Annotated in this window: 19 protein-coding genes; 10 read left to right on the top strand and 9 right to left on the bottom strand. The window is 67.7% G+C overall.

The window, feature by feature from the left end; all coding sequences use genetic code 11:
* Positions 1–3 precede the first annotated feature (3 nt).
* The 5 genes from AC1DFE_RS05120 to AC1DFE_RS05100 are packed head-to-tail and all read right to left on the bottom strand — an operon-like array spanning position 4 to position 5,649.
* Positions 4–963, bottom strand: a complete 960-nt coding sequence (locus AC1DFE_RS05120; protein ID WP_476904827.1) for a lipid II:glycine glycyltransferase FemX — start codon at positions 961–963, stop codon at positions 4–6.
* 5 nt (positions 964–968) lie between these two features.
* Positions 969–2,219 carry a mannose-6-phosphate isomerase, class I gene (gene manA / locus AC1DFE_RS05115; protein ID WP_476904826.1) on the bottom strand — a complete coding sequence of 417 codons (1,251 nt, stop codon included), beginning with the start codon at positions 2,217–2,219 and terminating at the stop codon, positions 969–971.
* 32 nt (positions 2,220–2,251) lie between these two features.
* Complete coding sequence (locus AC1DFE_RS05110; RefSeq protein ID WP_476904825.1) at positions 2,252–3,910, bottom strand: LCP family protein; 1,659 nt, start codon at positions 3,908–3,910, stop codon at positions 2,252–2,254.
* A 9-nt stretch (positions 3,911–3,919) separates the two neighbouring features.
* On the bottom strand, positions 3,920–4,507 hold the full coding sequence (gene purE, locus AC1DFE_RS05105; protein WP_476904824.1) for a 5-(carboxyamino)imidazole ribonucleotide mutase: 588 nt from the start codon (positions 4,505–4,507) through the stop codon (positions 3,920–3,922).
* Positions 4,504–5,649, bottom strand: a complete 1,146-nt coding sequence (locus tag AC1DFE_RS05100) for a 5-(carboxyamino)imidazole ribonucleotide synthase (RefSeq protein WP_476904930.1) — start codon at positions 5,647–5,649, stop codon at positions 4,504–4,506. Before AC1DFE_RS05100 ends, purE begins: the two co-directional genes overlap by 4 nt.
* Positions 5,650–5,891: 242 nt before the next feature.
* Between AC1DFE_RS05100 and AC1DFE_RS05095 the strand changes: the two genes are divergently transcribed.
* Positions 5,892–6,458 (top strand): GtrA family protein, encoded by a 567-nt coding sequence (locus AC1DFE_RS05095; RefSeq protein WP_476904823.1) that lies wholly within the window; start codon positions 5,892–5,894, stop codon positions 6,456–6,458.
* Positions 6,459–6,480: 22 nt separating this feature from the next.
* Here AC1DFE_RS05095 and AC1DFE_RS05090 read toward each other — a convergent pair whose 3' ends face one another.
* Positions 6,481–7,179, bottom strand: coding sequence for a TIGR03089 family protein (locus AC1DFE_RS05090; protein ID WP_476904822.1), 699 nt, complete (start codon positions 7,177–7,179; stop codon positions 6,481–6,483).
* 350 nt (positions 7,180–7,529) lie between these two features.
* Between AC1DFE_RS05090 and AC1DFE_RS05085 the strand changes: the two genes are divergently transcribed.
* From AC1DFE_RS05085 to AC1DFE_RS05075, 3 genes are read left to right on the top strand one after another with little or no spacing between them, the layout of a single operon-like run.
* Positions 7,530–8,090, top strand: a complete 561-nt coding sequence (locus AC1DFE_RS05085; protein ID WP_476904821.1) for a WhiB family transcriptional regulator — start codon at positions 7,530–7,532, stop codon at positions 8,088–8,090.
* 29 nt (positions 8,091–8,119) lie between these two features.
* Complete coding sequence (locus AC1DFE_RS05080) at positions 8,120–11,479, top strand: glycosyltransferase family 2 protein (RefSeq protein WP_476904820.1); 3,360 nt, start codon at positions 8,120–8,122, stop codon at positions 11,477–11,479.
* Positions 11,472–13,199 carry a DUF5719 family protein gene (locus AC1DFE_RS05075; protein ID WP_476904819.1) on the top strand — a complete coding sequence of 576 codons (1,728 nt, stop codon included), beginning with the start codon at positions 11,472–11,474 and terminating at the stop codon, positions 13,197–13,199. The genes AC1DFE_RS05080 and AC1DFE_RS05075 overlap by 8 nt, the downstream gene beginning before the upstream one ends.
* Before the next feature lie 17 nt (positions 13,200–13,216).
* Here the strand turns inward: AC1DFE_RS05075 and AC1DFE_RS05070 are convergent, their stop codons facing one another.
* Entirely contained in the window at positions 13,217–13,729 is a 513-nt protein-coding gene (locus tag AC1DFE_RS05070; protein ID WP_476904818.1) for a metallopeptidase family protein, read from the bottom strand.
* A 121-nt stretch (positions 13,730–13,850) separates the two neighbouring features.
* Here AC1DFE_RS05070 and AC1DFE_RS05065 point away from each other — a divergent pair, with 121 nt between their 5' ends.
* The 4 genes from AC1DFE_RS05065 to AC1DFE_RS05050 all read left to right on the top strand — a co-directional run bounded on the left by AC1DFE_RS05065 (position 13,851) and on the right by AC1DFE_RS05050 (position 17,493).
* The gene (locus AC1DFE_RS05065; RefSeq protein WP_476904817.1) at positions 13,851–14,228 is read left to right on the top strand and encodes a DUF3499 domain-containing protein; all 378 of its coding nucleotides are present in this window, start codon (positions 13,851–13,853) and stop codon (positions 14,226–14,228) included.
* A gap of 71 nt (positions 14,229–14,299) precedes the next feature.
* On the top strand, positions 14,300–14,539 hold the full coding sequence (locus AC1DFE_RS05060; RefSeq protein WP_111904130.1) for a Trm112 family protein: 240 nt from the start codon (positions 14,300–14,302) through the stop codon (positions 14,537–14,539).
* Between the two features lie 52 nt (positions 14,540–14,591).
* A complete protein-coding gene (ahcY, locus tag AC1DFE_RS05055) occupies positions 14,592–16,073 on the top strand; it encodes an adenosylhomocysteinase (protein WP_476904816.1) in 1,482 nt (493 codons plus the stop codon).
* 187 nt (positions 16,074–16,260) lie between these two features.
* Entirely contained in the window at positions 16,261–17,493 is a 1,233-nt protein-coding gene (locus tag AC1DFE_RS05050) for a L,D-transpeptidase (RefSeq protein WP_476904815.1), read from the top strand.
* A 38-nt stretch (positions 17,494–17,531) separates the two neighbouring features.
* Here AC1DFE_RS05050 and AC1DFE_RS05045 read toward each other — a convergent pair whose 3' ends face one another.
* Complete coding sequence (locus tag AC1DFE_RS05045; protein ID WP_476904814.1) at positions 17,532–18,344, bottom strand: RDD family protein; 813 nt, start codon at positions 18,342–18,344, stop codon at positions 17,532–17,534.
* Between the two features lie 68 nt (positions 18,345–18,412).
* Between AC1DFE_RS05045 and AC1DFE_RS05040 the strand changes: the two genes are divergently transcribed.
* Complete coding sequence (locus AC1DFE_RS05040) at positions 18,413–19,405, top strand: stage II sporulation protein M (RefSeq protein WP_476904813.1); 993 nt, start codon at positions 18,413–18,415, stop codon at positions 19,403–19,405.
* A 156-nt stretch (positions 19,406–19,561) separates the two neighbouring features.
* Positions 19,562–20,824: a TIGR01906 family membrane protein gene (locus tag AC1DFE_RS05035; protein WP_476904812.1), complete on the top strand. Its 1,263-nt coding sequence runs from the start codon at positions 19,562–19,564 to the stop codon at positions 20,822–20,824.
* A gap of 26 nt (positions 20,825–20,850) precedes the next feature.
* Here AC1DFE_RS05035 and AC1DFE_RS05030 read toward each other — a convergent pair whose 3' ends face one another.
* A complete protein-coding gene (locus tag AC1DFE_RS05030; protein ID WP_476904811.1) occupies positions 20,851–22,680 on the bottom strand; it encodes an AMP-dependent synthetase/ligase in 1,830 nt (609 codons plus the stop codon).
* Positions 22,681–22,691: the final 11 nt, after the last annotated feature.

Raw genomic sequence — 22,691 nt, 5'->3', positions numbered from 1 at the left:
CGCTCAGGGGGTGGAGCGCTTGATGAGGGCCTTGACGCCGTCGCGGAGCTTGCGCGCCACCTGGTAGGCAGCGTAGCGGGGCCGGTTGACGGGCAGGTCCCACGTGCCGGGGTAGGCGATTTCCCGGCCGCCGAACGACTTCTTGAACGCTGTGAACCCTGCCCACTTGTGGTCGGGCTGGTCGGCCGGGGCCACGCCCCACAGGTCAACGTGTTTCAGGCCCTTCTCCTGGGCATCGGCCATGAGCGTCACCAGGAGGGGAATGCCGGCGCTGAGTTTCCGGTGCGTGTCATCCATGGCCGCGTGGGCGTACGTCCGGGTGTCCGCGGAATCGTAGGCCAGCGCTGCCGCCACCGGGCCGCCGTGAAGGTCCGCGATGAACAGTGTCGCTGCGCCCGCGGGCATGAGGGACTGCGCCACCTGGGTCAGGTACTCGTCGCTTTGCGGTTTGAAGCCGTTACGGCGTGCCGTCATGTGCAGGAAATTCAGGAGGACACGAATGTCCTCGGGGTCCTGCGTGGAGCGGAACGTCACACCCTTTTTGTGGATGTTCCGGTACAGGTTCCGGTTGACCGGCTTCATCTCCGCGAGCACGTCTTTGAAGTCCCGTTCCAAGTCCACGATCCAGCTGAGTTCGGGCTGCTGGTTGACCGGGGCAGGCTGCAGGCCACGGCCCCGGAGCGCCGCCGGAGCAGTCTCCGGATCGAGGCCGGCCGTGACCGGCTCGATCCGGACAAACACCGCACCGCAGGACTTTGCCAGCCCCCGGAGGGCGGCCAGCGCGGCGTCGAACGCCTCAACCGACTCGGCCACAGGGCCGTAGGGCGCATACAGGACCTTGCCCGCGGGGTTCTTCTCCTCGATCGCCAGGAAGCTCCAGCCGGGGCCGGACTGCCGGTGGACGTGGCGGCCCAGTGACTTCTGGAAATCCTCCCAGGCCTTCGTTTGCAGGAAATACTCCACCGCGCTTACGCCTTCATGGAGGTGGTTACCGCAAAGGCTATGGCGTTCTCTGCCGAACCGGACACGGGATGGACGTTGACCGGCGCTTCCGAGGCCGGCAGGAAGGCGCTCTCGCCGTGGCCCAGCTGCAGGTCGCCCTTCGGCGAGTCGAGGAACACGGACCCGGCCACGACGATAATCACCGCTGCGCCCGACTGCGCCAGCGGAACAGGCCGGCCGTCCGGCTGCAGTTCGATCCGCTGGAGCTGGAACTCGCGGAAGGGCGGGAAGTACAGTTCCTGTCCGAGTTCGGAGGTTTCCGGCCGGAGCATGGGGAGGCCCACCGATTCGAAGACGATGGTGTCCAGCAGCTCGGGAATGTCGATGAACTTGGGTGTTAGTCCGCCGCGGAGCACGTTGTCCGAGGATGCCATCACCTCGACACCCAGGCCGTGCAGGTAGGCGTGGACTTTGCCTGCCGGGAGGTAAACGGCATCGCCGGGTTGCAGGGACAGCCGGTTGAGCAGCAGGGAGATCAGCACGCCGGGATCGCCGGGGTATTCGCTGTTGAGGCTCAGTACCGTGGACAGTTCCAGCTGGTAGGGAGCCATGGGCGCGCCAGAGGCCAGCACATCGACCACCCGTGAGGTAGCTTCGCTGACTGCCTCGCCGCCGGCGATCAGCCGTTCGAACGCAGACCTCAGCGCCTTCTCCTCCTCGGGCTGCGAGAGGTCGTCGATGACGTCCTTCAGAACCTGCGGGACGCCGTCCCCGGGAAGCTCAAGGCAGCCTGCCAGGTGAAGGAAGATGTCGCGGGACTTCTCCGGTGCACGGAACCCGCACAGCGACTCGAACGGGGTCAGCGCGAAAATCATTTCCGGCTTGTGGTTGTCATCATGATAATTGCGGTTCGCCGCGTCGGCCGGGATGCCGGCGCCGTTTTCGCGGGCGTAACCGGCTCTGGCCTGCTCAAGGCTCGGGTGCACCTGCAGTGACAACGGCTTCGCGGCGGCGAGGATCTTGGCCAGGAAGGGCAGCCGGGGACCGAATTCGGCCACCGAAGCCGCGCCCAGGAAATGGTCCGGGTCCTCATTGATGAGTGCGTCCAACGGCGTCGTGGTGCCGTCGGGCCGGATGGCCACCGACGGCGAGTCAGGATGGGCACCGATCCACAGCTCGGCTTCCGGACCGCCGGACTCCGGCCGGCCAAGCAGGCCGGCGATCGCCGTCGTCGATCCCCAGGCATACTGCCGCAGGACATTGTCTATCTGGTACACGCCTGGTGTCCCCCCTCTGTTGGTGTCAATGCTCAAAGCGGTGCGCACTGGCCGTTGGTGGCCACCAAATCGCGGATGGCCTGCTCGTTGCCCTCCCGCTTGAACTGGTCCAGCATCGCTTCCGTGATCGGTTTCCCCTCAGGCGTGGTGGTCACCGGCGTGAAGTCCGACGACGACGATGGCGACGGTGACGGTGCGGGGGTGGTGGCCGGAAGACCCGCCAGGGCGCCTGCCACGGGACCTGCGGCGGAGAGCCCGCTGCCGGGCACGGAACCCGGTTGAAGCAGCGTGTCTGCCGGCGCGGCGGCCGGCGACGATGCGGAGCTGGCGGAGGCGAGCAGTTTCTTGACGCGGTCGTGGATGACATCAAAGTCGGGCACCGTGGAGAAGGACGCCGCGAAGTCCGGTGGCCCGATAGTGAGCCGCTTGACGTCCTGGCCCTTGGCTTTCATGGCAAGGTCCACGAAACTGCCGAGCTGGCTGGAAGAGATGTTGGACTCCACCACCTTGGTGCCGGCATTGGCGATGTCCTCGAATTTTGCCAGCAGCGTTGCGGGATCCAGCTGTTTGAGCATGGCCTGCTGGACGCACTGCTGCCGCTGGATCCGGGCGTAATCGTCCACGAACTCGCGGGAACGGCCGTACCAGAGGGCGTGGTAGCCGTCCAGCTTCTGCTCGCCGGCCGGAATCCAGCCCAGCGGCATGCCGTGGATGCCGTTGGCCTCGTCAACCATGTCGCCGCTGATAGGCACCCAGCCGCCGGCCTTGATCCGGATGCCGCCCATCGCGTCAATCAGCTTCGCGAAGCCGTCCATGTCCACCAGCACATACGCCTGCACCGTGATCCCGAGGGTGCCGGAAACGGCTTCCAGGGTTGCCTGGGCTCCTGGATCCGCAACGCCGGGGTAGAGGTCCTTGTGCTTGTTCGTGACCTCGGTGTTGATGGCGTTGATGAGGCATTCGTCGCCGCAGTTGTAGCCGTCCGGATAGATCTTCCGCATGGGCGACCCCTGGCTGAACTGGGCGTTCTGCAGGTTTCGCGGCACAGAGATGATGGCGGTCTGGCCTGACTTGGCGTCGACGCTGAGCACGGACAGGCTGTCCGGGCGCCGGCCGGTCCGGTCAGCGCCGGCGTCGCCGCCCATCATGAGGAAGTTGTAGCGGCCGTCCACGGGGTCGATGGCCGGTCCGTTGGCGTTGAAGATGCTGCCGATCGCATTCCGGCTGACGTTGAGCAGGTAGGCGGCGTAGCCCAGCGATCCGCTGCTGACCACCATGGCGAGAACAAGGGCAATCACGACGGCGGGACGCTTCCGGGTGGGCAGCAGCACCGGCCGGATCAGCCGCAGGGTGTTGACGAACAGCACCAGCCAGCCCACCGCCAGCGCGGCAAGGACCAGCACGATGAGCAGCGAGGCCCCCGGATTGGCGATGATGTTGATCAGCAGCGTCCGGTTGATGAACAGCAGTGCCAGGGCCAGGACCGCGAGCAGCCAGGCACCCAGCGTCACACGCAGCGCGATCCGTCCCAGCTTGCGGTCCCCGGCCACGATCTGGGCGCTGCCGGGCACCAGCAGCGTGAGCAGGATCAGCAGGAAGGCGCGCTTGGTCCGGACGGGTTCAGCAGCGCTCGACGGGTTGCGGACGGGATCCGTCAGGAGGCCCTGGGACGGCAGTTCGGTGTTGGACATGGCAAATCCCTATCGGCTGCTCCGGAGAGCCACGTTCGCCTCGGAGAAGACTTCGTTGACTTTCTGGCGGAGGTTGGCGCCCTTCCGGCTCGCCACGTCGTTGAGTTCCTGGGCAAAGTCCAGAAGTTCCGTGCGGAGGCGGGCGGCAAGGTCGTCGGTGCCGGATGCCAGCATCCGGACGGCGAGCAGGCCCGCGTTCCGGGCGCCGGCGATGGAAACCGTGGCCACCGGAACCCCGGCGGGCATCTGCACGATGGAGAGCAGTGAATCCATGCCGTCCAGGGTCTTGAGCGGGACCGGAACACCGATCACGGGCAGGGGAGTGACGGAGGCCAGCATGCCCGGCAGGTGCGCGGCGCCGCCGGCGCCGGCAATGATCACGCGGAGGCCGCGCTCGTGCGCCGTCTGCCCGTAGCGGATCATCTCGGCGGGCATGCGGTGGGCGGAGACAACATCCGCCTCAAACGGAATACCGAACTCGGCCAGGGCGTCAGCGGCGGCCTCCATGACGGGCCAGTCCGAGTCAGAGCCCATGACGAGCCCTACGAGGGGGGAAGGGGCGCCGGTTTCCGGGGCTGCAGCGGATTCGGGGCTCATGGGTTCTCCTCGGTGGTGCCTGACGACGCGGCCGGCAGTCTGCCGTCACGGATGATGTTGGCCACAGTGGTGGCGCGCTGCCGGAGGGAGTCAACGTCCGCGGCGGACGCGCCCACCAGGTTGACGTGGCCGATTTTGCGGCCGGGCCGCACGGACTTGCCATAGCAGTGGACCTTGGCGGCCGGTTCTGTGGCCAGCGCTGCCGGGAAAGCGGAGAACAGGTCCTGGTTGTCCCCGCCCAGGAAGTTCTTCATCACAGCAACCTGGCCCAGGACATCGGTAGCGCCCAGCGGCAGGTTCAGGACCGCCCGCAGGTGCTGTTCGAACTGGCTGGTGACAGAACCGTCCTGTGTCCAGTGCCCGGTGTTGTGGGGGCGCATCGCCAATTCGTTGATCAGGAATCCGGCGCCGGTGCCCGGCGTCTCGAACATCTCCACGGCCATGACGCCGGTGACGCCGAGTTCATTCGCGATCCGGAGGGCGGCCTCCTCGGCGGCCGCAGCCACCTCAACGGAAATGTTCTGTGCCGGTGCGATCACTTCGTCGCAGACACCGTCCACCTGGATGGTGTGGACCACGGGCCAGGCACGCGAGTCGCCGTCGGGGGTGCGGGCCACGAGCGCTGAGAGCTCGCGGCTGAACTCCACCTTGGCCTCGGCAAGGAGCGGGCTCATCGCCTGGAACCAGTCGGCCGTTTCCGCGGCTTCCTCCGCGGAACCGACGATCCGCACGCCCTTGCCGTCGTAGCCGCCGCGCGGCGTCTTGAGAACCACGGGCCAGCCGATCCGGTCGCCGAAGCTGACCAGGGCCGCGACGTCGTCCACCGCGGCCCACTCGGGGTTCGGCAGTTCGAGGCGGTCGATGGCAGCGCGCATGACCAGCTTGTCCTGGGCATTGACCAGCGCATCCGGACCGGGCTGGACGTTAACCCCGGCTTCGATGAGGGCATAGAGGTGGTCGCCCGGGACGTGCTCGTGGTCGAAGGTCATCACGTCCAGGCCCTTGGAGAATTCCATCAGGTCCGTGAGGTCCTTGTAGTCACCCACGGGGGCATGGGGAACAGCGGAGACCGCGGATACGTCTTCGCCTTCAGCCAAAACACGGAGTTCAAAGCCTAGGGCGGTGGCGGCCGGGGCCATCATGCGCGCAAGCTGGCCGCCGCCAACCACGCCGATTACTGGAAAAGTCACATTTCCAGCCTACAGAAAAGCAGCGCGGTTGCTGTCTTTCATGGCTCTGAACGTCCACAAGTCGCCCGATTTTGGCCGCGCACCTGCCGATGAGTCCGTCCGGAGCAGGGCGCTCCGAGGATACTCCCGGCAAACGGGGCTAAAATGGGACCTTGGCCCAACGGCCCCCATTATTCAGACGGCCACGGAGGGTCATGATTAACACACTTGCAGAGCGCATCCGGGGACTCGCCTCGCTTTTCTGGCGCGAGGTCGCGAAGTTCGGTGCCGTGGGCGGTGTGGCATTTGTCATTGACAACGGGCTGACGTACTACCTGATGCATGGACCCATGACGGACAGTGAGGCCAAGGCCCGCTTCGTGGGCGCCACCGTGGCCACCATATTTTCCTGGATCGCCAACCGTCTTTGGACGTTCCGGCACCGCCGCCAGGCCAACGTCGTGCGTGAATTCGTGATGTTCATCCTCATCAACGGCATCGGCATCGGCATTTCCACAGGGTTTACGGCCCTGGCAAAGTACTCGCTGGGTGTCACGGACAAAAACATGCTCTTCTCCGCCGGCGTTGTGGGCATTCTGGTCGCCACGGTGGTCCGCTTCTTTGCCTACCGGTTCCTCGTGTTCAACCAGGAACTGGACCAGGAGCCGGAGTTCTCGCATGACCACGAGATCATCGAGGTGCACCACCACTCCGCCCAGCCGGCGGAGCGCGTCCTGGAACCGGACGTGGAGGACCCCGAGCGGCCCGTCCGCCGGAGTTAGGCGTCCGCCTGAGCTAGCAAGTTCACTCGCCGTGGATGCGTTCCGCCGTGAGAAGCTTCTCCGTCAGCTCCACATCGCCGTGCACCAGGACCACGGAGCCGTCGCTCTTCCACGCGCCAAGGGCGTTGGCCAGCGCAGCTTCCAGTCCGTCGGCTGCGCGCACCAGGAGCCTCGCGCTCGCTTCGTGTCCCGCGGCAAACTCCGCCAGGAGGGCTTCGTGCCGGATAGCCGCGCCGTCCGAGCTGCGGACCGCGGGTCCTCCCGGGTCGGGGTCGTTGTGGGCCATGAAGACGTCGCCGTGTGAGCGGACTTCCGCGGCGTAGTCGAGGACTCCGGCGGGAAGGTCGCCAGGCCACCGCATCGCCAGGGCCGGCAGCGGAACGGCAACGACGGCGTCGAATGCGTCCTCTGCCGCCGCCGGTTCGCACGTGGCGAGCAGGTCCGCGTCGCCGGGTCCAAGCACCACCTCCATGCCCAGCTGCCACGCGGCGAGAGCCCAGATTATCGATTTCCAATGCGCGGGCAGGTCCAGACGCAGCCGCGTCCCCGGTTCGGCGTCGAGTTCGTCCTGGAGCAGATTGCTGGTCTTTGCCACCCAGTTGTCCAGCACCCGCCCGGAGAGTTCCACCCGCTCCGCGTCGGGCCCGTACCAGGTCAGGCGGGGTGAGGTGGAGTGGCCCGAGCGCAGGGCCGTCATCAGATCAGTGGCCGGGATATTCATGGCTTCATCTTGCCACGCCTGCCCGCGTGATCTCCGGCACAAAAGTTTGTAGCTTCCTTTGCCGTAACACCCCGGAAGCCGGGAGAATTGCCGGGATTGTGCGCGCTCCCGGCATGATAATAAGGGTGCTGTCAAATTCCCGGGGCGCGCCACGCGGAGCTGAGAAAAAATTCCCGGGCGTGGCGCGCCGGCTGATTTACCCCGGCATTGATTATTATTCCGTCGCAGCTTGACTCCCCACTACTTACACACGTGTAATTAGGTATTGAAAAGCCGCGGCGAACTCACAGGAACACCACGTAGTGTCCTGGACGTCGGGCCGGGGGCCGCACTACTCAGGAGGGGACGCCATGGGGCAAGCGGAGCGTATGCATGATGATGCTGTTGTGGCCGGCCAGGCCACAGCAAAGTACAGGTCACGGGGGGTACCCAGCGACTGGTACGTGGATCCGGCCGATCCGGACGCCGCAGAGCGGTACAACGCGGACGCGTCTGCCTCGTTGCAGGACCAGGCCACAGCCTTCCTGGCCCAGCATGACGCCCTCCAGAATGAGTCCCTGCTGGCCGGACAGCCGGAGCAGGGCGAGGACGATTTCGATCCCCCCATGGAGATCCGGAACCCGGCATCATCCACCCTGGCTCAGCCAGTGTGGATCGGATTGCCCCTGGGGCAGGATTTCGACGACGAAGGCGAGCTCGGCTGGCAGACTGACGCTTTGTGCGCCCAGACGGATCCGGAGGCCTTTTTCCCGGAGAAGGGCGGTTCCACGAGGGACGCCAAGAAGGTCTGCGGTGCGTGCAGCGTACGGTCGCAGTGCCTGGAATATGCGCTGGCAAATGACGAGCGTTTTGGGATTTGGGGTGGCCTCTCCGAGCGTGAGCGCCGACGGCTGAGGAAGCGAGCGGTCTAATTCTTCAGGAAGTACACGTCACTGCCGTTGTGGTAGCCCACAACGGCAGTGATTATTTGCCCAGGACACTCTTAGCGCTGGCCGGACAATCCCGGCCGGCGGACGCCGTGATCGGGGTGGATACCGGTTCACAGGACAATTCCGCTGCCCTCCTGCGGCGCGCCCTCGGCGAAGCCAACGTCACCACCGTCAATAACGGTAAGACCGGGATGGGCGCCGCCGTCCGCGCAGGGCTCGCCGCTTTTGCCCCCTGGAACCCTCAGGGCACGAGGGACCGGTCCGAATGGATCTGGCTGCTGCACGACGATGCCGCACCTGCCCCCGAGGCGCTGGCGGAACTGCTGCACGCCGTGGAGCGTGCACCCTCCGTTACGGTGGCAGGCTGCAAGCAGCTGGACTGGAGCGCCGGGCGGCGCCTGATCGACGTCGGACTGTCCACCAGCCGCTGGGCGGAGCGGCTCACGCTGATCGAAGCCGACGAACTCGACCAGGGCCAGTACGACGGACGTTCCGATACTTTCGCCGTCAACTCTGCCGGAATGCTGGTCCGGCGGGACATCTGGGAGCACCTCAAAGGCTTTGATCCTGCGCTTCCCGGCACCGGTGACGACGTCGACTTCTGCTGGCGGAACCGGCTGGCCGGACACCGCGTGGTGGTGGTTCCCAGCGCCAGGATGTTTCACGTGTCCCACCGCCCGCACGCCCTTGGCACGGCCTCTGCCGCGCACCGGGCACAGGTCCATCTGCGGCTAAAGCACGCCCCGCTGTGGGCGCTGCCGCTGCATGCTGTTGGCGCCCTCCTCGGCAGCCTCCTGCGGCTGGTCTTCAGCATCGCCGTGAAGGACCCCGGGTACGGCTTTTCGCAGCTCCTGGCCACAGCCGCGGCCCTCGCCAGGCCTGCTGCCCTCGCCCGCGGGCGGCGCAACGCTGCCCGCACCCGCCGCGTCCGCCGCTCCGTGGTCAAAGCACTCCAAACTGAACGGCGCGAAGTGTGGGGCCACCGGCGCTCCCTGATGGAGGCCCTGGGTGCAGACGACGCCCCGGCTTCCGAGGACAGCAATGACCCGCTGGAGGAACAGCCCAGCGGCGACTCGACGGACGACTTCGCAGCCCTGTCCACCAACGAGCGGGGCTGGGTGGGCAACGGTGCCGTCGCCGCGGCGATCCTCGCCACCGCAGCATCCTTCGCCGGCCTTGCCGCCCTATTCCAGGCCGACGCCGCCGCGGGTGGCGCGCTCCTGCCGGTCTCAGCCCGGCTGGAGGACATCTGGCACCACGCCTCCAGTTGGTGGATCGGGCTGGGCGCCGGACTTCCGGGGCACGGCGACCCCTTCGGCTATGTCCTCTGGATTCTCGGCCTGCTGGGCGGAGGAAACGCGAACGGCGCCGTCATCTGGCTGCTCCTGCTCGCCATGCCGCTCTCCGGCCTGGCTGCCTGGTTCGCCTCCGGTGCCCTGACCTCCTACCGCCGCTTCCGGCTGGCGGCTGCACTGGTCTGGGCAGCCGCGCCTGCCCTGCAGGTGGCCGTCAACCAGGGGCGCATCGGAGCCCTGCTGGCGCACCTCATGATTCCGCTGCTGGTCCTGGCGCTGCTGCGGGCCACCGGCTCCGCGCTTGGACGCTTCGCTCCCGTTCCGGACGGCTCTGCGGAGCAGCCGCCGGTCAAGCCCGGAGTCAACGGCACGCCGTCGTGGACGGCAGCGGCAGCCGCCGGCCTGGCGCTGGCGGTTATCACCGCCGCCGCCCCTTCGCTCCTGCTGCCGGCAACCGTCGTGATCATCGTCCTGGGCCTGCTGCTGCGCAAGCGCGGGCGAACCCTCTGGTGGGCGCTCCTGCCGAGCGCTGCCCTGTTCGTTCCGTTTGCCCTCTCCACCCTGGACCGGCCCCGGGCCCTGCTCGCCGACCCCGGCCTGCCGCTGCCCTTCGACGCCGCTCCGATGTGGCAGCAGATCCTCGGCCAGCCGCTCAGTTTCGACCCTGCCGGCGGTCTGTCCGGGCTGGCGCTCTTTTCCGGCGGCGGCGTCCCCTGGGCATTGCTGCTGGCCCTCCTGATCGGTGCACCGCTGCTGGCGCTGGCCGTTGCGGGGCTCGTCATTCCGGTCCGGATCCACCCGGACCGCCGCGGCCGCGTGGCCAGGGCCCTCTGGGTCGCGGCGCTGGTGGCGCTTGCCGGCGGGTGGCTGACAGCCCATGTTGCCACCGGGACCGGCCCGGAGGCGCTCGTGGTACCGTTCACCGGCCCGGCCGTTTCGGCCGCCGTGTTCGCACTGCTTGGGGCCGCCATCGTCGGCGGCGACGGACTGCTGACGCTTGCCGGTTCCCGGGACGGTGGGGCCGGCGCGGCCGGAACCGTGTCCCGCCGTGGCGGGGGAGCGCGGCACAGCGCCGTGGCCCGCGGTGCCGCGGCTCTGGCGCTGGTGCTCCTGCTCGCCGGACCCCTGGCCGGGCTGGCGGCGTGGACAGTGCAGAACGTTGTGCAGCCGGCCGATGCCGCAGTCCGCGCTGACACGGCGGGCCTTGGCACGCCCCGGCTCGTTGGCCCCACCGCCCCGCGGACGCTGCCCGCCACCGCCGTGGACCGCGGTGAGGGACCGGAGCAGACCCGGACGCTGCTGATCAGCACCAGCGAGGATGGAACGTATGGCGCCACCCTCATGCGCGGAGGCGGCACCACGCTGGACAGCCTCTCCACCATCGCCTCGGCCCGGGACATCCTGGGCAGCCCCGGGCAGGAATCGGTCCGCGACGATGACGAGGTCACCGCGGCTCTGCGCACCACCGTGGCAACACTCGTGGCTGCCCGCGGCGTCGACCCGCGGCCCGAACTGGAGCGGCTCGGCGTCGGCTTCGTCGTCCTGCGCGCCGCAGACACGGCTGCGCAGCTGACCGCCAGCCGGATGGACGCCGTTCCCGGGCTGGCGGCCGTGGGGCCCACCGATTCAGGCTGGCTCTGGCGCGTGACACCCCTGAACGCCGCTGTCCTGCAGCCCGCCGACGTCGCCCACCGGGTACGCATCGTGGACGGCAAGGGCGCCACGATCGGCCTGGTCCGGTCGGATCTGACCGGCGCGGATGCGTCAGTGCCCAAGGGGCCCGAGGGCCGGCTGCTGGTGCTCGCCGAGCGGGCAGATCCCGGCTGGTCAGCCTGGCTGGACGGCCACAAACTGACCTCCACCACCTCCGGCTGGTCCCAGGCGTTCACGCTGCCTCCGCAGGCAGGCCAGGTGACTGTCCGGTATGAAAGCCCGTGGGCGCTCTGGACCGGCATCCTCCAGGCCGCGGTAATCGGCCTGACGGTCCTGCTGGCACTGCCGATGCCGGCCCGGCGCCCCAATACCGGCCTGTCCAGGGACGAAGGCTCCCTGCGTAAGGAATACCAGAATGCATAAGGAAGAGAACGACGGCGGAACTCCCGGTCGCCGGGGCAGCGGTCCGGCAGGCCGGGCTACTGGAAGAGGTGCTGCCGGGAGCAGTGCTGCCAGAAGCAATGCCGCTGGGGCCAGCACTTCCGCAAGCCGTTCCGGCGGAGCCAGCCGCATTGCCGGCCGCCGCGGCATTGTGGCCGGACTGCTCTCCGCTGCGGCCATCCTCGCCGCCAGCGGAGGCCTTGTTGCGGCAACCACCCTTGCGCCGCAGCCGTCGGCAGCCAAGCCGCTGGACGTTGCGGAAGCGGCGGTGCCAGCCGGAAGCGTCCAGGACGTCTGCCCGGCTCCTGCCCGGCTCCTCGAAGGCACGCCGGTAGGAACCGACCCGCAGTTCAGCCCCGAATCGGCCACTGCCAAGAGCGCCGTGTCCGCGGCCGTGGTCAGCTCGGCGGGCAGCGCCCTTCCCGGCAGCGCGCTGTCCGCATTGAAGGGGTCCGAGCTGGTGCGGATCGCCAAGGCGCCCGGCTCGGCGACAGCTCCGGCAGGCTCCTCCGGTCTGCTCGCTGGCGTCGTCGAGGGCCAGACCGTGGACGACGTCAGCGTGCTCTCCGCCGACGCGCTGGCCAACCGGCAGCCGGCGGCGGCAGCCCTCATGACCTACACGGCAACTGACGGGGACCTCCAGGGTTCAGCGGCGGCGGCCTGCCAGACACCCTCAAACGACCTCTGGCTCAGCGGCGCCAACACCGCGCTGGGCCGCAGCAGCGTCCTCAACCTCACCAATGCCTCCACCACCCCCGCGACAGTGAACCTCGAGCTCTACGGGAAAGCCGGCCAGGTGAAAGCCTCCGGCAGCCGCGGCCTGCTCGTGGGACCGAAGTCGACCCGCTCGATCGTCCTGGCCGGTCTCGCTCCGGGCGAAGAACGGCTGAGCGTGCACGTCCGAAGTTCGGGCGGGCCTGTGAGTGCCCTGATCCAGCAGAGCGTGCTGCGGGGTCTGACCTCCGGCGGCTTGGACTTCATCGCGCCGGGGATCTCCGCAGCTCCCGCCCAGGTGGTCACGGGCCTCGATATCCAAGACTCCGGCGACGTAAAGACACTGACCGGCGAATCCGGTTTTGACGACGCCGGCCCGTCGCTGCAGATCACCGTTCCCGGCCCATCGGACGCCGTCGTGGAGGTCAAGCTGTTTGGCCGTGCCGGGCAGCAGGCCCTGCCGGGCGGAGGCGTTGTCACCGCCAAGGCCGGTTCCGTCACCGAGGTGCCCCTGTCAGGCGTTCCCGCCGGCCAGTACACCGTCTCGGCCACGTCGGATGTCAGCATCGTGGCCGCCGCGCGCGTGAGCCGGGGACTGAAAACCAGCCAGAGCCTGGACTTCGCGTGGTCGCCTGCCACGGACCAGCTGGGCAGCCAGCACGTGGTCCCGCTTCCCCAGGGCGGGGAGCGGCTGCTGGTCTTCGGCGCCCTCGACGACAGGGCCACCATTTCCTACACCCCGATCACGGCCGACGGGAAGCTCCGCACCGCGGCCACCGCAGACATCGCCGCCGGCACCACCACAACCCTGAAGGCAGCCGACCGGATCGGGAACTCGGCCGTCGTCGGATACCTGGTATCCGCCTCCGGCGGAGCGGCCTACGGCACGGTGCTGCTGGAACGGGAAGGCCGGAACGACGTCTCTACCGTAGCCATCGCGCCGGGCGCAGAGGGACAGGAAAAGGTGCCGGTGACGCTGGGTTACTAAGGGCGGATGTCCGCTGCCTAGTAGCGCCGGCGGTATACCGGATCCAGGGTTTCCGGGGCCACGCCCAGCATTTCGGCGGTGTGCTCCACCACCACGTCATGCACCAGGTCCTGGAGTTCCTCCTTGACCGGGCATGCCTGCTCCACCACGCGGCGGTACAGCGTGATGGTGGGGCCCTCGTCCTCGGTGGCAGGGGTGTAGCAGCCCAGGGGAGCGGGTGAGCCGTCGGCCAGAAGCTGTTCCAGGTTCGGCGGGATCTCGTCCACGGCGAACCGGACGCCGTCGAGCGGCTTGCCCCAGATGTCATGGAGCCGCTGGGCGGAGTCCATGACCAGTTCGTCGAACCGGTCGGAGCGGCTCCGGTAGCCGGGGAGTGTGGGCAACAGCAGTTCGCCGCGCAGGCCGCGGCCGTGCCGGTTGCGCCGGCGTTGCGCGAAGCTCCGGCCAGCGGGAGCCTCGGCGGAGTCCCTGGGAGCTTCCGGGTCAGCCAACCGGACCGTAAAACCCGAAGCATGGTGCGATGACTGCATATACAGACTTTAGACCCGCCGAATGATTTGCGCGACATAACCCGGCCTGTGCGCCGCGGCCTCGGCGCGGCCCGCCGTCAATGTCGGGAATTCGGTCCTTGGCGGAGTATTCTGTGTTTTCGTGGGTGCAATACGTCAGTGTTCCAGGTCAGCCTGCCGCCAGTCTGCGGTGGCCACTTTGACGTACGTCTACGCGGACTCCACCGCCGTCCTCGGCCCCCTGGCCACCTACGCGGAGCCGCACTGCTACGATCTGTGCGAGCAGCATGCTGGCTCGCTGACCGTTCCCCGTGGCTGGGAAGTTCTCCGCCTCGCCATGCCCTCGCAGCCGCCGCAGCCCGGCCCCGACGACCTTCTCGCCCTGGCCGACGCCGTCCGCGAGGCGGCGTCCCGCCCGGCGTCCCCGGGGCAGCGCGCCGCGCACTCGGCACTGGAGGCGCCCGCCGCCACCGAAGGCACCCGCCGCGGCCACCTGCGCATCCTGCGCGAACCGTCCTGACGCCGAACTGACGGTAGGCTGGAAGCTGAAATCCGTCAGCCACAGCGCTTGCCCAGCAGGGAGCATCCACCATGCCAAAGATCAGTCCTGAACTGTTGTCCGTCCTGCGGTGCCCGGTCACCGGATCGGCACTGACCCAGGAGGGCGAGGAACTCGTCTCCACGTCGGCGGCGGAGAGCGGCGAACGGCTGCGGTACGCCATCGAAGACGGCATTCCGCTGCTGCTTCCCCCTGAGCTCCGGGCTGCGGCCACCGCCGCCCGGTCAGACCAGCACGACGCCGGCCCCGCAGCGGCCGCCCCCACCGCCTAACACCCAGCCAGCACCGCAGAAGGCTAGACGCCGGATACAGCAAAGGATTCCCATGACGTTCGATTACAAGGTTGCCGACATCTCCCTGGCCGAGGCCGGGCGCCACCAGATCCGCCTCGCCGAGCACGAGATGCCGGGGCTCATGTCGCTGCGACAGGAATTCGGACCCAGCCAGCCCCTCAAGGGCGCGAGGATCGCCGGGTCGCTGCACATGACCGTGCAGACCGCGGTGCTCATCGAGACCCTCACGGCGCTCGGCGCCGAGGTCCGCTGGGCCTCCTGCAACATCTTCTCCACCCAGGACGAGGCCGCCGCCGCCGTCGTCGTGGGCGGCGGCACGGTAGAGGACCCCCAGGGCGTTCCCGTGTTCGCCTGGAAGGGCGAAACTCTGGAGGAATACTGGTGGACCGCTGAGCAGATCCTGACCTGGCCGGGCGCTGACGCCAACCCAGAGCTGGGCCCGAACATGATTCTCGACGACGGCGGCGACGCCACGCTGCTGCTGCACCGCGGCGTGGAGTTCGAAGCAGCCGGCGCCGTTCCGGCCGCCGCTGCGAACGACCCCGAGGAATACGCGATCGTTCTCGGCGTCCTGCGCCGGACGCTCGCCGAGGACCCGAAGAAGTGGACGCGGCTCGCCGCCGGGATCCACGGCGTCAGCGAGGAAACCACCACCGGCGTGCACCGCCTCTACCAGCTCGCCGAACAGGGCAAGCTGCTCTTCCCGGCCATCAACGTCAACGACTCCGTCACCAAGAGCAAGTTCGACAACAAGTACGGCATCCGGCACTCCCTGCCGGATGGCCTCAACCGCGCCACCGATGTCCTGATCGGCGGCAAGGTCGCCGTCGTCTGCGGCTACGGCGATGTCGGCAAGGGGGCCGCCGAGGCACTCCGCGGACAGGGCGCCCGCGTCATCGTCACCGAAATCGACCCCATCTGTGCACTTCAGGCAGCCATGGACGGCTACCAGGTGGCCAAGCTGGAGAGCGTGCTGGACCAAGGCGACATCTTCATCACCACCACGGGCAACAAGGACGTCATCATGGCCGAGCACATGGCCGGCATGAAGAACAAGGCCATCGTGGGCAACATCGGCCACTTCGACAACGAAATCGACATGGCCGGCCTCGCCCGGATCCCCGGCATCCGCAAGGTGGAGATCAAGCCCCAGGTCCACGAATGGGTCTTCGGCGGAGACTCGGCCGACAGCACCCGGTCCATCATCGTCCTGTCCGAAGGGCGCCTGCTGAACCTGGGCAACGCCACCGGCCACCCGTCATTCGTGATGAGCAACTCCTTCGCCAACCAGACCATCGCCCAGATCGAGCTGTTCACCAAGAAGGACCAGCCCGAAGGCGAGCGGGAATACGACAACCAGGTCTATGTGCTGCCCAAGATCCTCGACGAGAAAGTGGCGCGGCTGCACCTCGGCGCCCTCGGTGTTGAACTGACCGAACTGTCCAAGGACCAGGCCGACTACCTGGACGTGGACGTGGCAGGTCCGTTCAAGCCGGAGCACTACCGCTACTGACAGTCACCCGCAACGGCGCACACCAGTGCGCCGTTGCGGCCGCAGTGCGCCGTGGCAACCCGGCGCGCCGCAGGCCACCGCGTCAGCGGTAGCAGCGCTCTGCGATAAAATTTGACTGGTCAGCGTTACGGCTGGGCACACGGATGTATGCCGGTCGGCAGCCCGGGGGGACACGGAGAAACCAGTCATGACGGAAAAGAACAACCGGAAAACCGGCAAGATCATCGCGGTCGTTGCCATCTGTGCTGCCGTTGCCGCCGGTGGAATCGGCGTCGCCACCGCTCCCGGCTGGGCCAACCCCGCACCGCAATCCGAGGCGTCCAGCCCCGTCCGCAACGAGCCCGGCCTGGCCGCGCCCGTCGTCAAGGCCGTGGAACTGGGCGTGACACCGCTCGATGGCGCCAAGGGCGTCAACCCTGCCGTGGCGCCATCCGTCAAGGCAGTCAACGGCCGGGTCAAGGACGTTGTGCTGGCACCCACGGCCGAAGGAGACCCCGTCAAGGGCACCGTCAGCGCCGACGGCAGCACGTGGACGGCCGAGGACCCCCTGCAGTTCAACACCCCGTACAGCTACAGCTACACCATCGTGGATGGGGCCGGCCGAGAAACCAAGAAGGCCCAGACGTTCACCACCGTGGAGCCCGCCAACGAAGCGGACGCCGCCGTGTACCCGGAGAACGGCTCCACGATGGGCGCAGGGCAGCCCATCGACATCGTGTTCAGTGAACCGGTCACCAACAAGGCGGCGGTGGAAAAGGCCGTCAAGATCGCCGTTTCCTCCAAGCAGCCAGTCGCCTGGCACTGGTACTCGGACCAGAAGGTGCGCATCCGCCCCCAGAAGTTCTGGGCGTCCAACACCCGGGTCAGCATGGACATGAAGCTGTTCGGCGTGGACTTCGGCAACAGCATGATCGGCAACTTCAACGCCAAGGTGCAGTTCAAGGTCGGCCAGCAGCGCCTGGCAGTGGTGGACGACGTCACCAAGACCATGAAGGTTTACTTCGACGGCAAACTGGTCAGGACCGCGCCTGTCACCCTGGGCGGCCCCGACTGGCTTTCCCCGTCCGGCTACGCCGTGATCATGGAGCAGGAACGGCACTCCAAATTCAACGCCGGAAGCATCGGCCTGAAGCCCGGTGACAAAGGGTACTACGCGCCGCTGACTGTGGAGTATGCCAACAGGCTTACGTCCTCTGGTGTCTATGTCCATCAGGCGCTTGAGTCCGCATGGAGCTACGTGGGCGTATCCAACATCTCCCACGGCTGTGTGGGGCTGCTGCCCCTGGACGCTGCATGGTTCTTTAACAACATGAAGTCCGGCGACGTGGTCCAGGTCCTGAATACCGGCGCCGCCCCAATCGAGCCGCTCGAGGGCTACGGCGACTGGAACATCCCCTGGGCCCAATACGCCAAGCGGTAGGCGCCACCAACCGAGCACCCGGGGCAGCGGGCCGGACGCTAGCTGTCCGGGGACGCCGTGAACGGCAGCCGGTGCAGCCGTTCGCCGATCCTGTTGCTTGCTGTCCGTGCCGCGCCCAGGCGCCGGAGTTCCCGTGTCCGGCGTTCGGCCAGCACGGCAGCCAGGTAGTCGTCAGGAGTGGTTCCGGGCGGCGGCGACGGCGCCACATACCCGGATATCTCGGTGGCCAGCGCTGCGGCCATGCCGCTGCGTGACAGCGGCGACATCCGTGGCGCCTGGCGCATGAACTGGGCGGCGCGCCGTCCCACGGCATCCGGCATCCGGCCGATGTCTGCGGTTTCGGCCCAGGCGGCCAGGTGCCGCGGAGTCAAAGCGACGATCGCGGGTTCCACCGGGACCCGCCGCCGCAGCGAATAGGTGCCCGCAACGATGTCGCCCAGCCGGCGGGACCTGCCGTCAAAGAGGGCGACGGCGATGGCAACCCCGCCGAAGGTCAGGTAGATCTCCAGGAAGCCGATCAGGGCCCTGATGACCGCGTGCCGGAAACGGACGGCCCCGCCGTCGTCACGCACTATCCTCAGCCCGGCCGCCATTTTCCCGAGCGAGAGGCCCCGGCTCAGGGTCTCCACGGTTGCCGGGACAATGACGAAGCACAGAACCACGCTGACCAGGGTGAGTGCTCCGGCGGCGGCTTCGTCCAGTTCATCCCGGGCTGCGCCCACCGCCATCAGTGTTGCTATCAGCAACGCGCCATGCACCAGGATGTCGAGCAGCAGGCCGAGGGCGCGGGCCGCGAAGGACGCCGGACGGAGTTCAAGGACAACTGCCTCGCCCGTGATGAGTGGACTCAATTCCTGCCCCAAACGTCGTTCCGCCACCGGTCGCCTAAGTCTAGTTCGCGGCAGGCTAGGGTAGGAGCGTGGACATGGACGCCTTCTCCGCCGTCAACTCGGACACATGGTCGCGGCTGCACCACTTGGCGAACAAGCGGCGCCTGAGCGGTGCCGACGCCGATGAACTGCTGCGCCTGTACCAGGTGACCTCCGCCCACCTCTCCCTGCTGCGCTCCACCGCGCCGGAAAGTGGCCTGTCCGCGTCCCTTTCCGCCACGCTGGCGCAGGCCCGCACCCGCTTCACCGGTGCACGGTCGAACTTCATGGCAGACCTGGCGCAGTTCTTCGTGCTGGCGCTCCCGTCCGCCTTGTACCGGATCCGCTGGCTGACCGTGGCCTGCGGCGCCGCGTTCTGCCTCGTCGGCTGCGCCTACGCCCTCTGGATAGGCACATCTCCCGAGGCCCTGCGTGCCGTTGCCTCGGAAGCGGAAGTCCAGCGGTATGTGGACGAGGACTTCATCGACTACTACTCGGAGAATCCCGCGGCGTCGTTCGCCGGCGCAGTCTGGACCAACAACGCCTGGATCAGCGCCCAGGCCGTGGCTCTGGGCATCACCGGTTTCTGGGTACCCATGATTCTGTTCACCAACGCCCAGGGTGTGGGGGTGGCCGCCGGGATGTTTGCCGCGGTGGGCAAGACGGACGTCTTCTTCAGCTACATCCTGCCGCACGGCCTGACGGAATTGACCGCAGTGTTCGTAGCCAGCGCCGCCGGGCTGAGAATCTTTTGGGCCATGGTGTCCCCGGGCCCCCGGACCCGGTCCCGGGCCGTCGCAGCGGAGGGGCGGTCCATGATCACGGTGGCGCTGGGCCTGGTCCTGGTGCTGTTTGTCTCGGGCCTTGTGGAGGGCTTTGTTACACCGAGCACGTTGGCTGTGTGGGAGAAGATCAGTATCGGCGCGGCGGTGCTGGCGGCATACTGGTTATATGTGCTGGTCTGCGGGGGACGGGCCCACCGCGCCGGCGCACGCGGCGACCTGGGCAGCCAGGACGCCGGCTATACAGAACTTGCAGCCTGATTAATACCGCCAGCTGATTATTCCTGCCGGTGGCGGGGTGGCACATCGTGGTGCCGGAGTGCCTGACGGTAGGCTCTTGGGGAGATACAAAGCGCTGCCTGGCTCCGGCATTCCCGGTGACCACGGGGCGTGGACGCCTACGGAAGTGAAGCTGCAGTGAAAGACAATTCTCCGACCCCGTCCGGACGCCTTGATCCGCGGCTGGATCCGGCGGCCACCCCCGCCCTGGATCCCGCGGAGGATTCCGACGTGCCGGCATTTGAATGGATGAAGCCCGCATCTGCAGCACGCGCCGCCCAAGGGGCTGGCCCCGCCGGTCCGGAGCCAGCCCAGGCAGGAGCCCCGGCAGCAGGTTCGTCAGCAGCCCAGCCGGGCAGCCGTGCCGACCGCAAGGCGGCAGAGGCGGCCGCCGCGGACAGTGCCGAGACAGTCCGGGACTCGGATCTGGACCGGGACACCGGTTCTCCCGCCGGGGGCGCCCGCTTCAATGAAGCCGCGCCTTCCAGTGAAAACTCGCCTTTCCGTGAACCATCGCCTTTCCGTGAACCATTGCCCACGTCCGCCCTCCAGGTCCGTCCGCCGCAGGAAGAAGTGGAGCGCCGCAACGCGGAGCGCGAGCAGGCAGCCAGGGCCAAGCCGGTGCTGCCCCGGTTCCTGCAGGTCCTGCTGGCCATTTTCTACCCCGTGATCCTTCTGGTCCTTGCGGTGCGCGCCGTGACCAGCCCCCTCTTCCTCTGGGTCGAATACCACCGGCCCGGTTTCCCCGGGGACGGTTACGGCTTCAACGCGGACGACCGCATGACGTACGGCTCCTACGCCGTGGACTACCTCAGCAACTGGTCCGGTCAGCGCTATTTGGGCGACCTGGTTAACCGGAGCGGCGAAAAGCTGTTCAAGGACGGCGAGGTCAGCCACATGGCCGACGTGAAGCTCGTCTTCCTGTCCACCTTCGGAGCCGGGGCACTGCTCATCCTGATCAGCATCTTCGCGATCATCTACCTGCGGCGGCGCACGCCCGGCGGAGTCCGGCGCGGGCTGTTCGCCGGCTCCATTGTGACGCTGGTGCTCATCATCGGCCTGGGCACACTCGCCGCCCTCGGGTGGGAGCAGTTCTTCACCGAGTTCCACCGCATCTTCTTCGCTGCCGGCTCCTGGACCTTTGCCCTGGAGGATACGCTGATTCGGCTCTTCCCCGGGCAGTTCTGGATCGACGCCGGCCTGGTCATCGCCGCGCTCGTCCTGATCACGGCGGTGGTGACGCTGATCCTGACTTGGCCCACCCGCAGGCGCCGCGGACTTGCCCCGGCCCGGAAGGGCCGCAAGGGCGGCGATGTTGAGGGCGACACCGAGGGCAGCGACGTCTCGGAGGAAGCCCGCGCTGAGAACGCTCCGGAGGCAGGCACAATCCGTCCCGCCTAGCAGAAACCCCTGCACGGCAGGGCAGCTCAGCCGTACAGTTGCTCGATTTCCGCCTCAAAATCCCTGACGACGGCGGCCCGCTTGAGTTTGAGGGAGGGCGTCAGGTGCCCGGACTCCGCCGTGAAGGCGGCATCCAGAACCCGGAACTTGCGGATGGATTCCGCCTTGGAAACAAGGCTGTTGGCCTCGTCCACCGCTTCCTGGATGGCGCTACGGACCGCTGGATCCGTACGGGCTTCCGCGGGGCTTAGCAGCGGAACACCGCGCGCCGAGCACCAGTGCTCCAGGCCTTCCGGGTCAAGGTCAACCAGGGCGGTAACAAACGGCTTTCCGTCACCCACCACCACGGCGTGGCCCACCAGTTGGTGTTCGCGGATCTTCTCCTCGAGCGGCCCGGGCGCCACGTTCTTTCCGGCGGCCGTGATCAGCAGGTCCTTCTTGCGGCCCGTGATGGTGAGGAACCCGTCGGCGTCCAGGGAACCCAAATCCCCGGTGCGGAAGAAGCCGTCCGTGAACGCCTCGGCGTTTGCGGCCGCGTTGGCGTGGTAGCCCTTAAACACGCCGATGCCCCTGACCAGAACTTCACCGTCCTCGGCGATTCGGATGGTGGTGCCCGGCGCCGGGATCCCCACCGTGCCCACCCGGGCGAGGGCCGCGGTGTTCACCGTGCAGGGCGCCGTTGTCTCCGTCAGGCCGTAGCCTTCGAGCACCGCTATCCCCGCACCCCTGAAGAAATGCGCGTCGCGGGCACTCAGCGGGCTCGCGCCGGAAACAGCGTACTTCATGCTGCCGCCGAACACCTGGCGCAGCCGGCGATACACCAGGCGGTCGAAGAGTGCGTGTTGCGCCCGCAGCACGGTGCCCGGGCCGGTGCCCGCTCCGCGCGCGGCGGCATCCGCGGCTTCCGAGTAACGGACCGCCACCCCGGCGGCGGCACTGAACAGCCGCGACTTCCCGGCATCCTTCGCCTTCTGCTCTGCTCCGGCATGGACCTTCTCGAAGATGCGGGGGACGGCCAGCAGGAAGGTCGGCCGGAAGGTTTCCAGGTCATCCAGCAGCTGGGCGGCTCCGGAGCTGTGGCCGAGAGTGACTCCGGCGCTCAGGCACACCACCTGGACGGCCCGGGCCAGCACGTGGGCCAGCGGCAGGAACATCAGGGTCCTGGCATTCTCCTGCTGCAGCAGTTCGGGCAGGAAGACCACGATGTTCCTGGCCACAAGGGCGAAGTTTCCATGCGTGATCTCGCAGCCCTTGGGCCGGCCGGTGGTGCCGGAGGTGTAGACCAGGGACGCTACGTCCGGGAGCGCGGCTGCCGAGCGGTGCCGCTCCAGTTCGGCGTCCGTCACCCCGGCCCCCGCGGCGGCAAGGCTGGCAAGGTTGGGGGCGTCGCCGTCGTAATCCATCCGCACCACCGGCACCAGGCGGCCGGCCAGAACGCTGGAGGCGGACAGCACCTGGTCCAGCAGCGCCGCCTTCTGGCGGTCCTCAACGAAGACCCGCCCGGCGCCGGAGTCGGACAGGATCCACTCCACCTGGCTTGGCGACGAGGTCTCGTAGACAGGCACGGTGACGCCGCCGGCAAACCAGATGGCAAAATCCACCAGCGTCCACTCGTAGCGGGTGGCCGAAAGAACCGCGACCGTGTCGCCGGGCGCCAGCCCTCCGGCAATCAGGCCTTTCGCCAGGGCTGTGACTTGGTCAAGGAAATGTCCGGCCGTGATGTTCTGCCAGCCGCTGGCGTCCCGGCGGGCGTAGACAGCGTGCGAAGGATTCTGCCGGTAGCAGTCCAGGAGCAGGTCGGTGACGTTGCTGCTGTCCTCCAGGGCAACCATCAGTTCCGTGCTTGCTTCCCTCACAGGGGGGTCTC

The sequence above is a fragment of the Arthrobacter sp. 05T423 genome (assembly GCF_056396245.1).
The sequence above is the reverse complement of the archived record's forward strand: the minus strand, read 5'-3'. Positions and strand labels throughout refer to the sequence as shown.

What these genes read in the sequence shown, in the direction of transcription:
- AC1DFE_RS05110 (WP_476904825.1), bottom strand. Translation starts at nt 3,910, where the DNA reads ATGTCCAACACCGAACTGCCGTCCCAGGGCCTCCTGACGGATCCCGTC.
- AC1DFE_RS05095 (WP_476904823.1), top strand. Translation starts at nt 5,892, where the DNA reads ATGATTAACACACTTGCAGAGCGCATCCGGGGACTCGCCTCGCTTTTC.
- AC1DFE_RS05090 (WP_476904822.1), bottom strand. Translation starts at nt 7,179, where the DNA reads ATGAATATCCCGGCCACTGATCTGATGACGGCCCTGCGCTCGGGCCAC.
- ahcY (WP_476904816.1), top strand. Translation starts at nt 14,592, where the DNA reads ATGACGTTCGATTACAAGGTTGCCGACATCTCCCTGGCCGAGGCCGGG.
- AC1DFE_RS05060 (WP_111904130.1), top strand. Translation starts at nt 14,300, where the DNA reads ATGCCAAAGATCAGTCCTGAACTGTTGTCCGTCCTGCGGTGCCCGGTC.
- AC1DFE_RS05100 (WP_476904930.1), bottom strand. Translation starts at nt 5,649, where the DNA reads ATGATGGCCCCGGCCGCCACCGCCCTAGGCTTTGAACTCCGTGTTTTG.
- AC1DFE_RS05085 (WP_476904821.1), top strand. Translation starts at nt 7,530, where the DNA reads ATGGGGCAAGCGGAGCGTATGCATGATGATGCTGTTGTGGCCGGCCAG.
- AC1DFE_RS05070 (WP_476904818.1), bottom strand. Translation starts at nt 13,729, where the DNA reads ATGCAGTCATCGCACCATGCTTCGGGTTTTACGGTCCGGTTGGCTGAC.
- purE (WP_476904824.1), bottom strand. Translation starts at nt 4,507, where the DNA reads ATGAGCCCCGAATCCGCTGCAGCCCCGGAAACCGGCGCCCCTTCCCCC.
- AC1DFE_RS05050 (WP_476904815.1), top strand. Translation starts at nt 16,261, where the DNA reads ATGACGGAAAAGAACAACCGGAAAACCGGCAAGATCATCGCGGTCGTT.
- AC1DFE_RS05075 (WP_476904819.1), top strand. Translation starts at nt 11,472, where the DNA reads ATGCATAAGGAAGAGAACGACGGCGGAACTCCCGGTCGCCGGGGCAGC.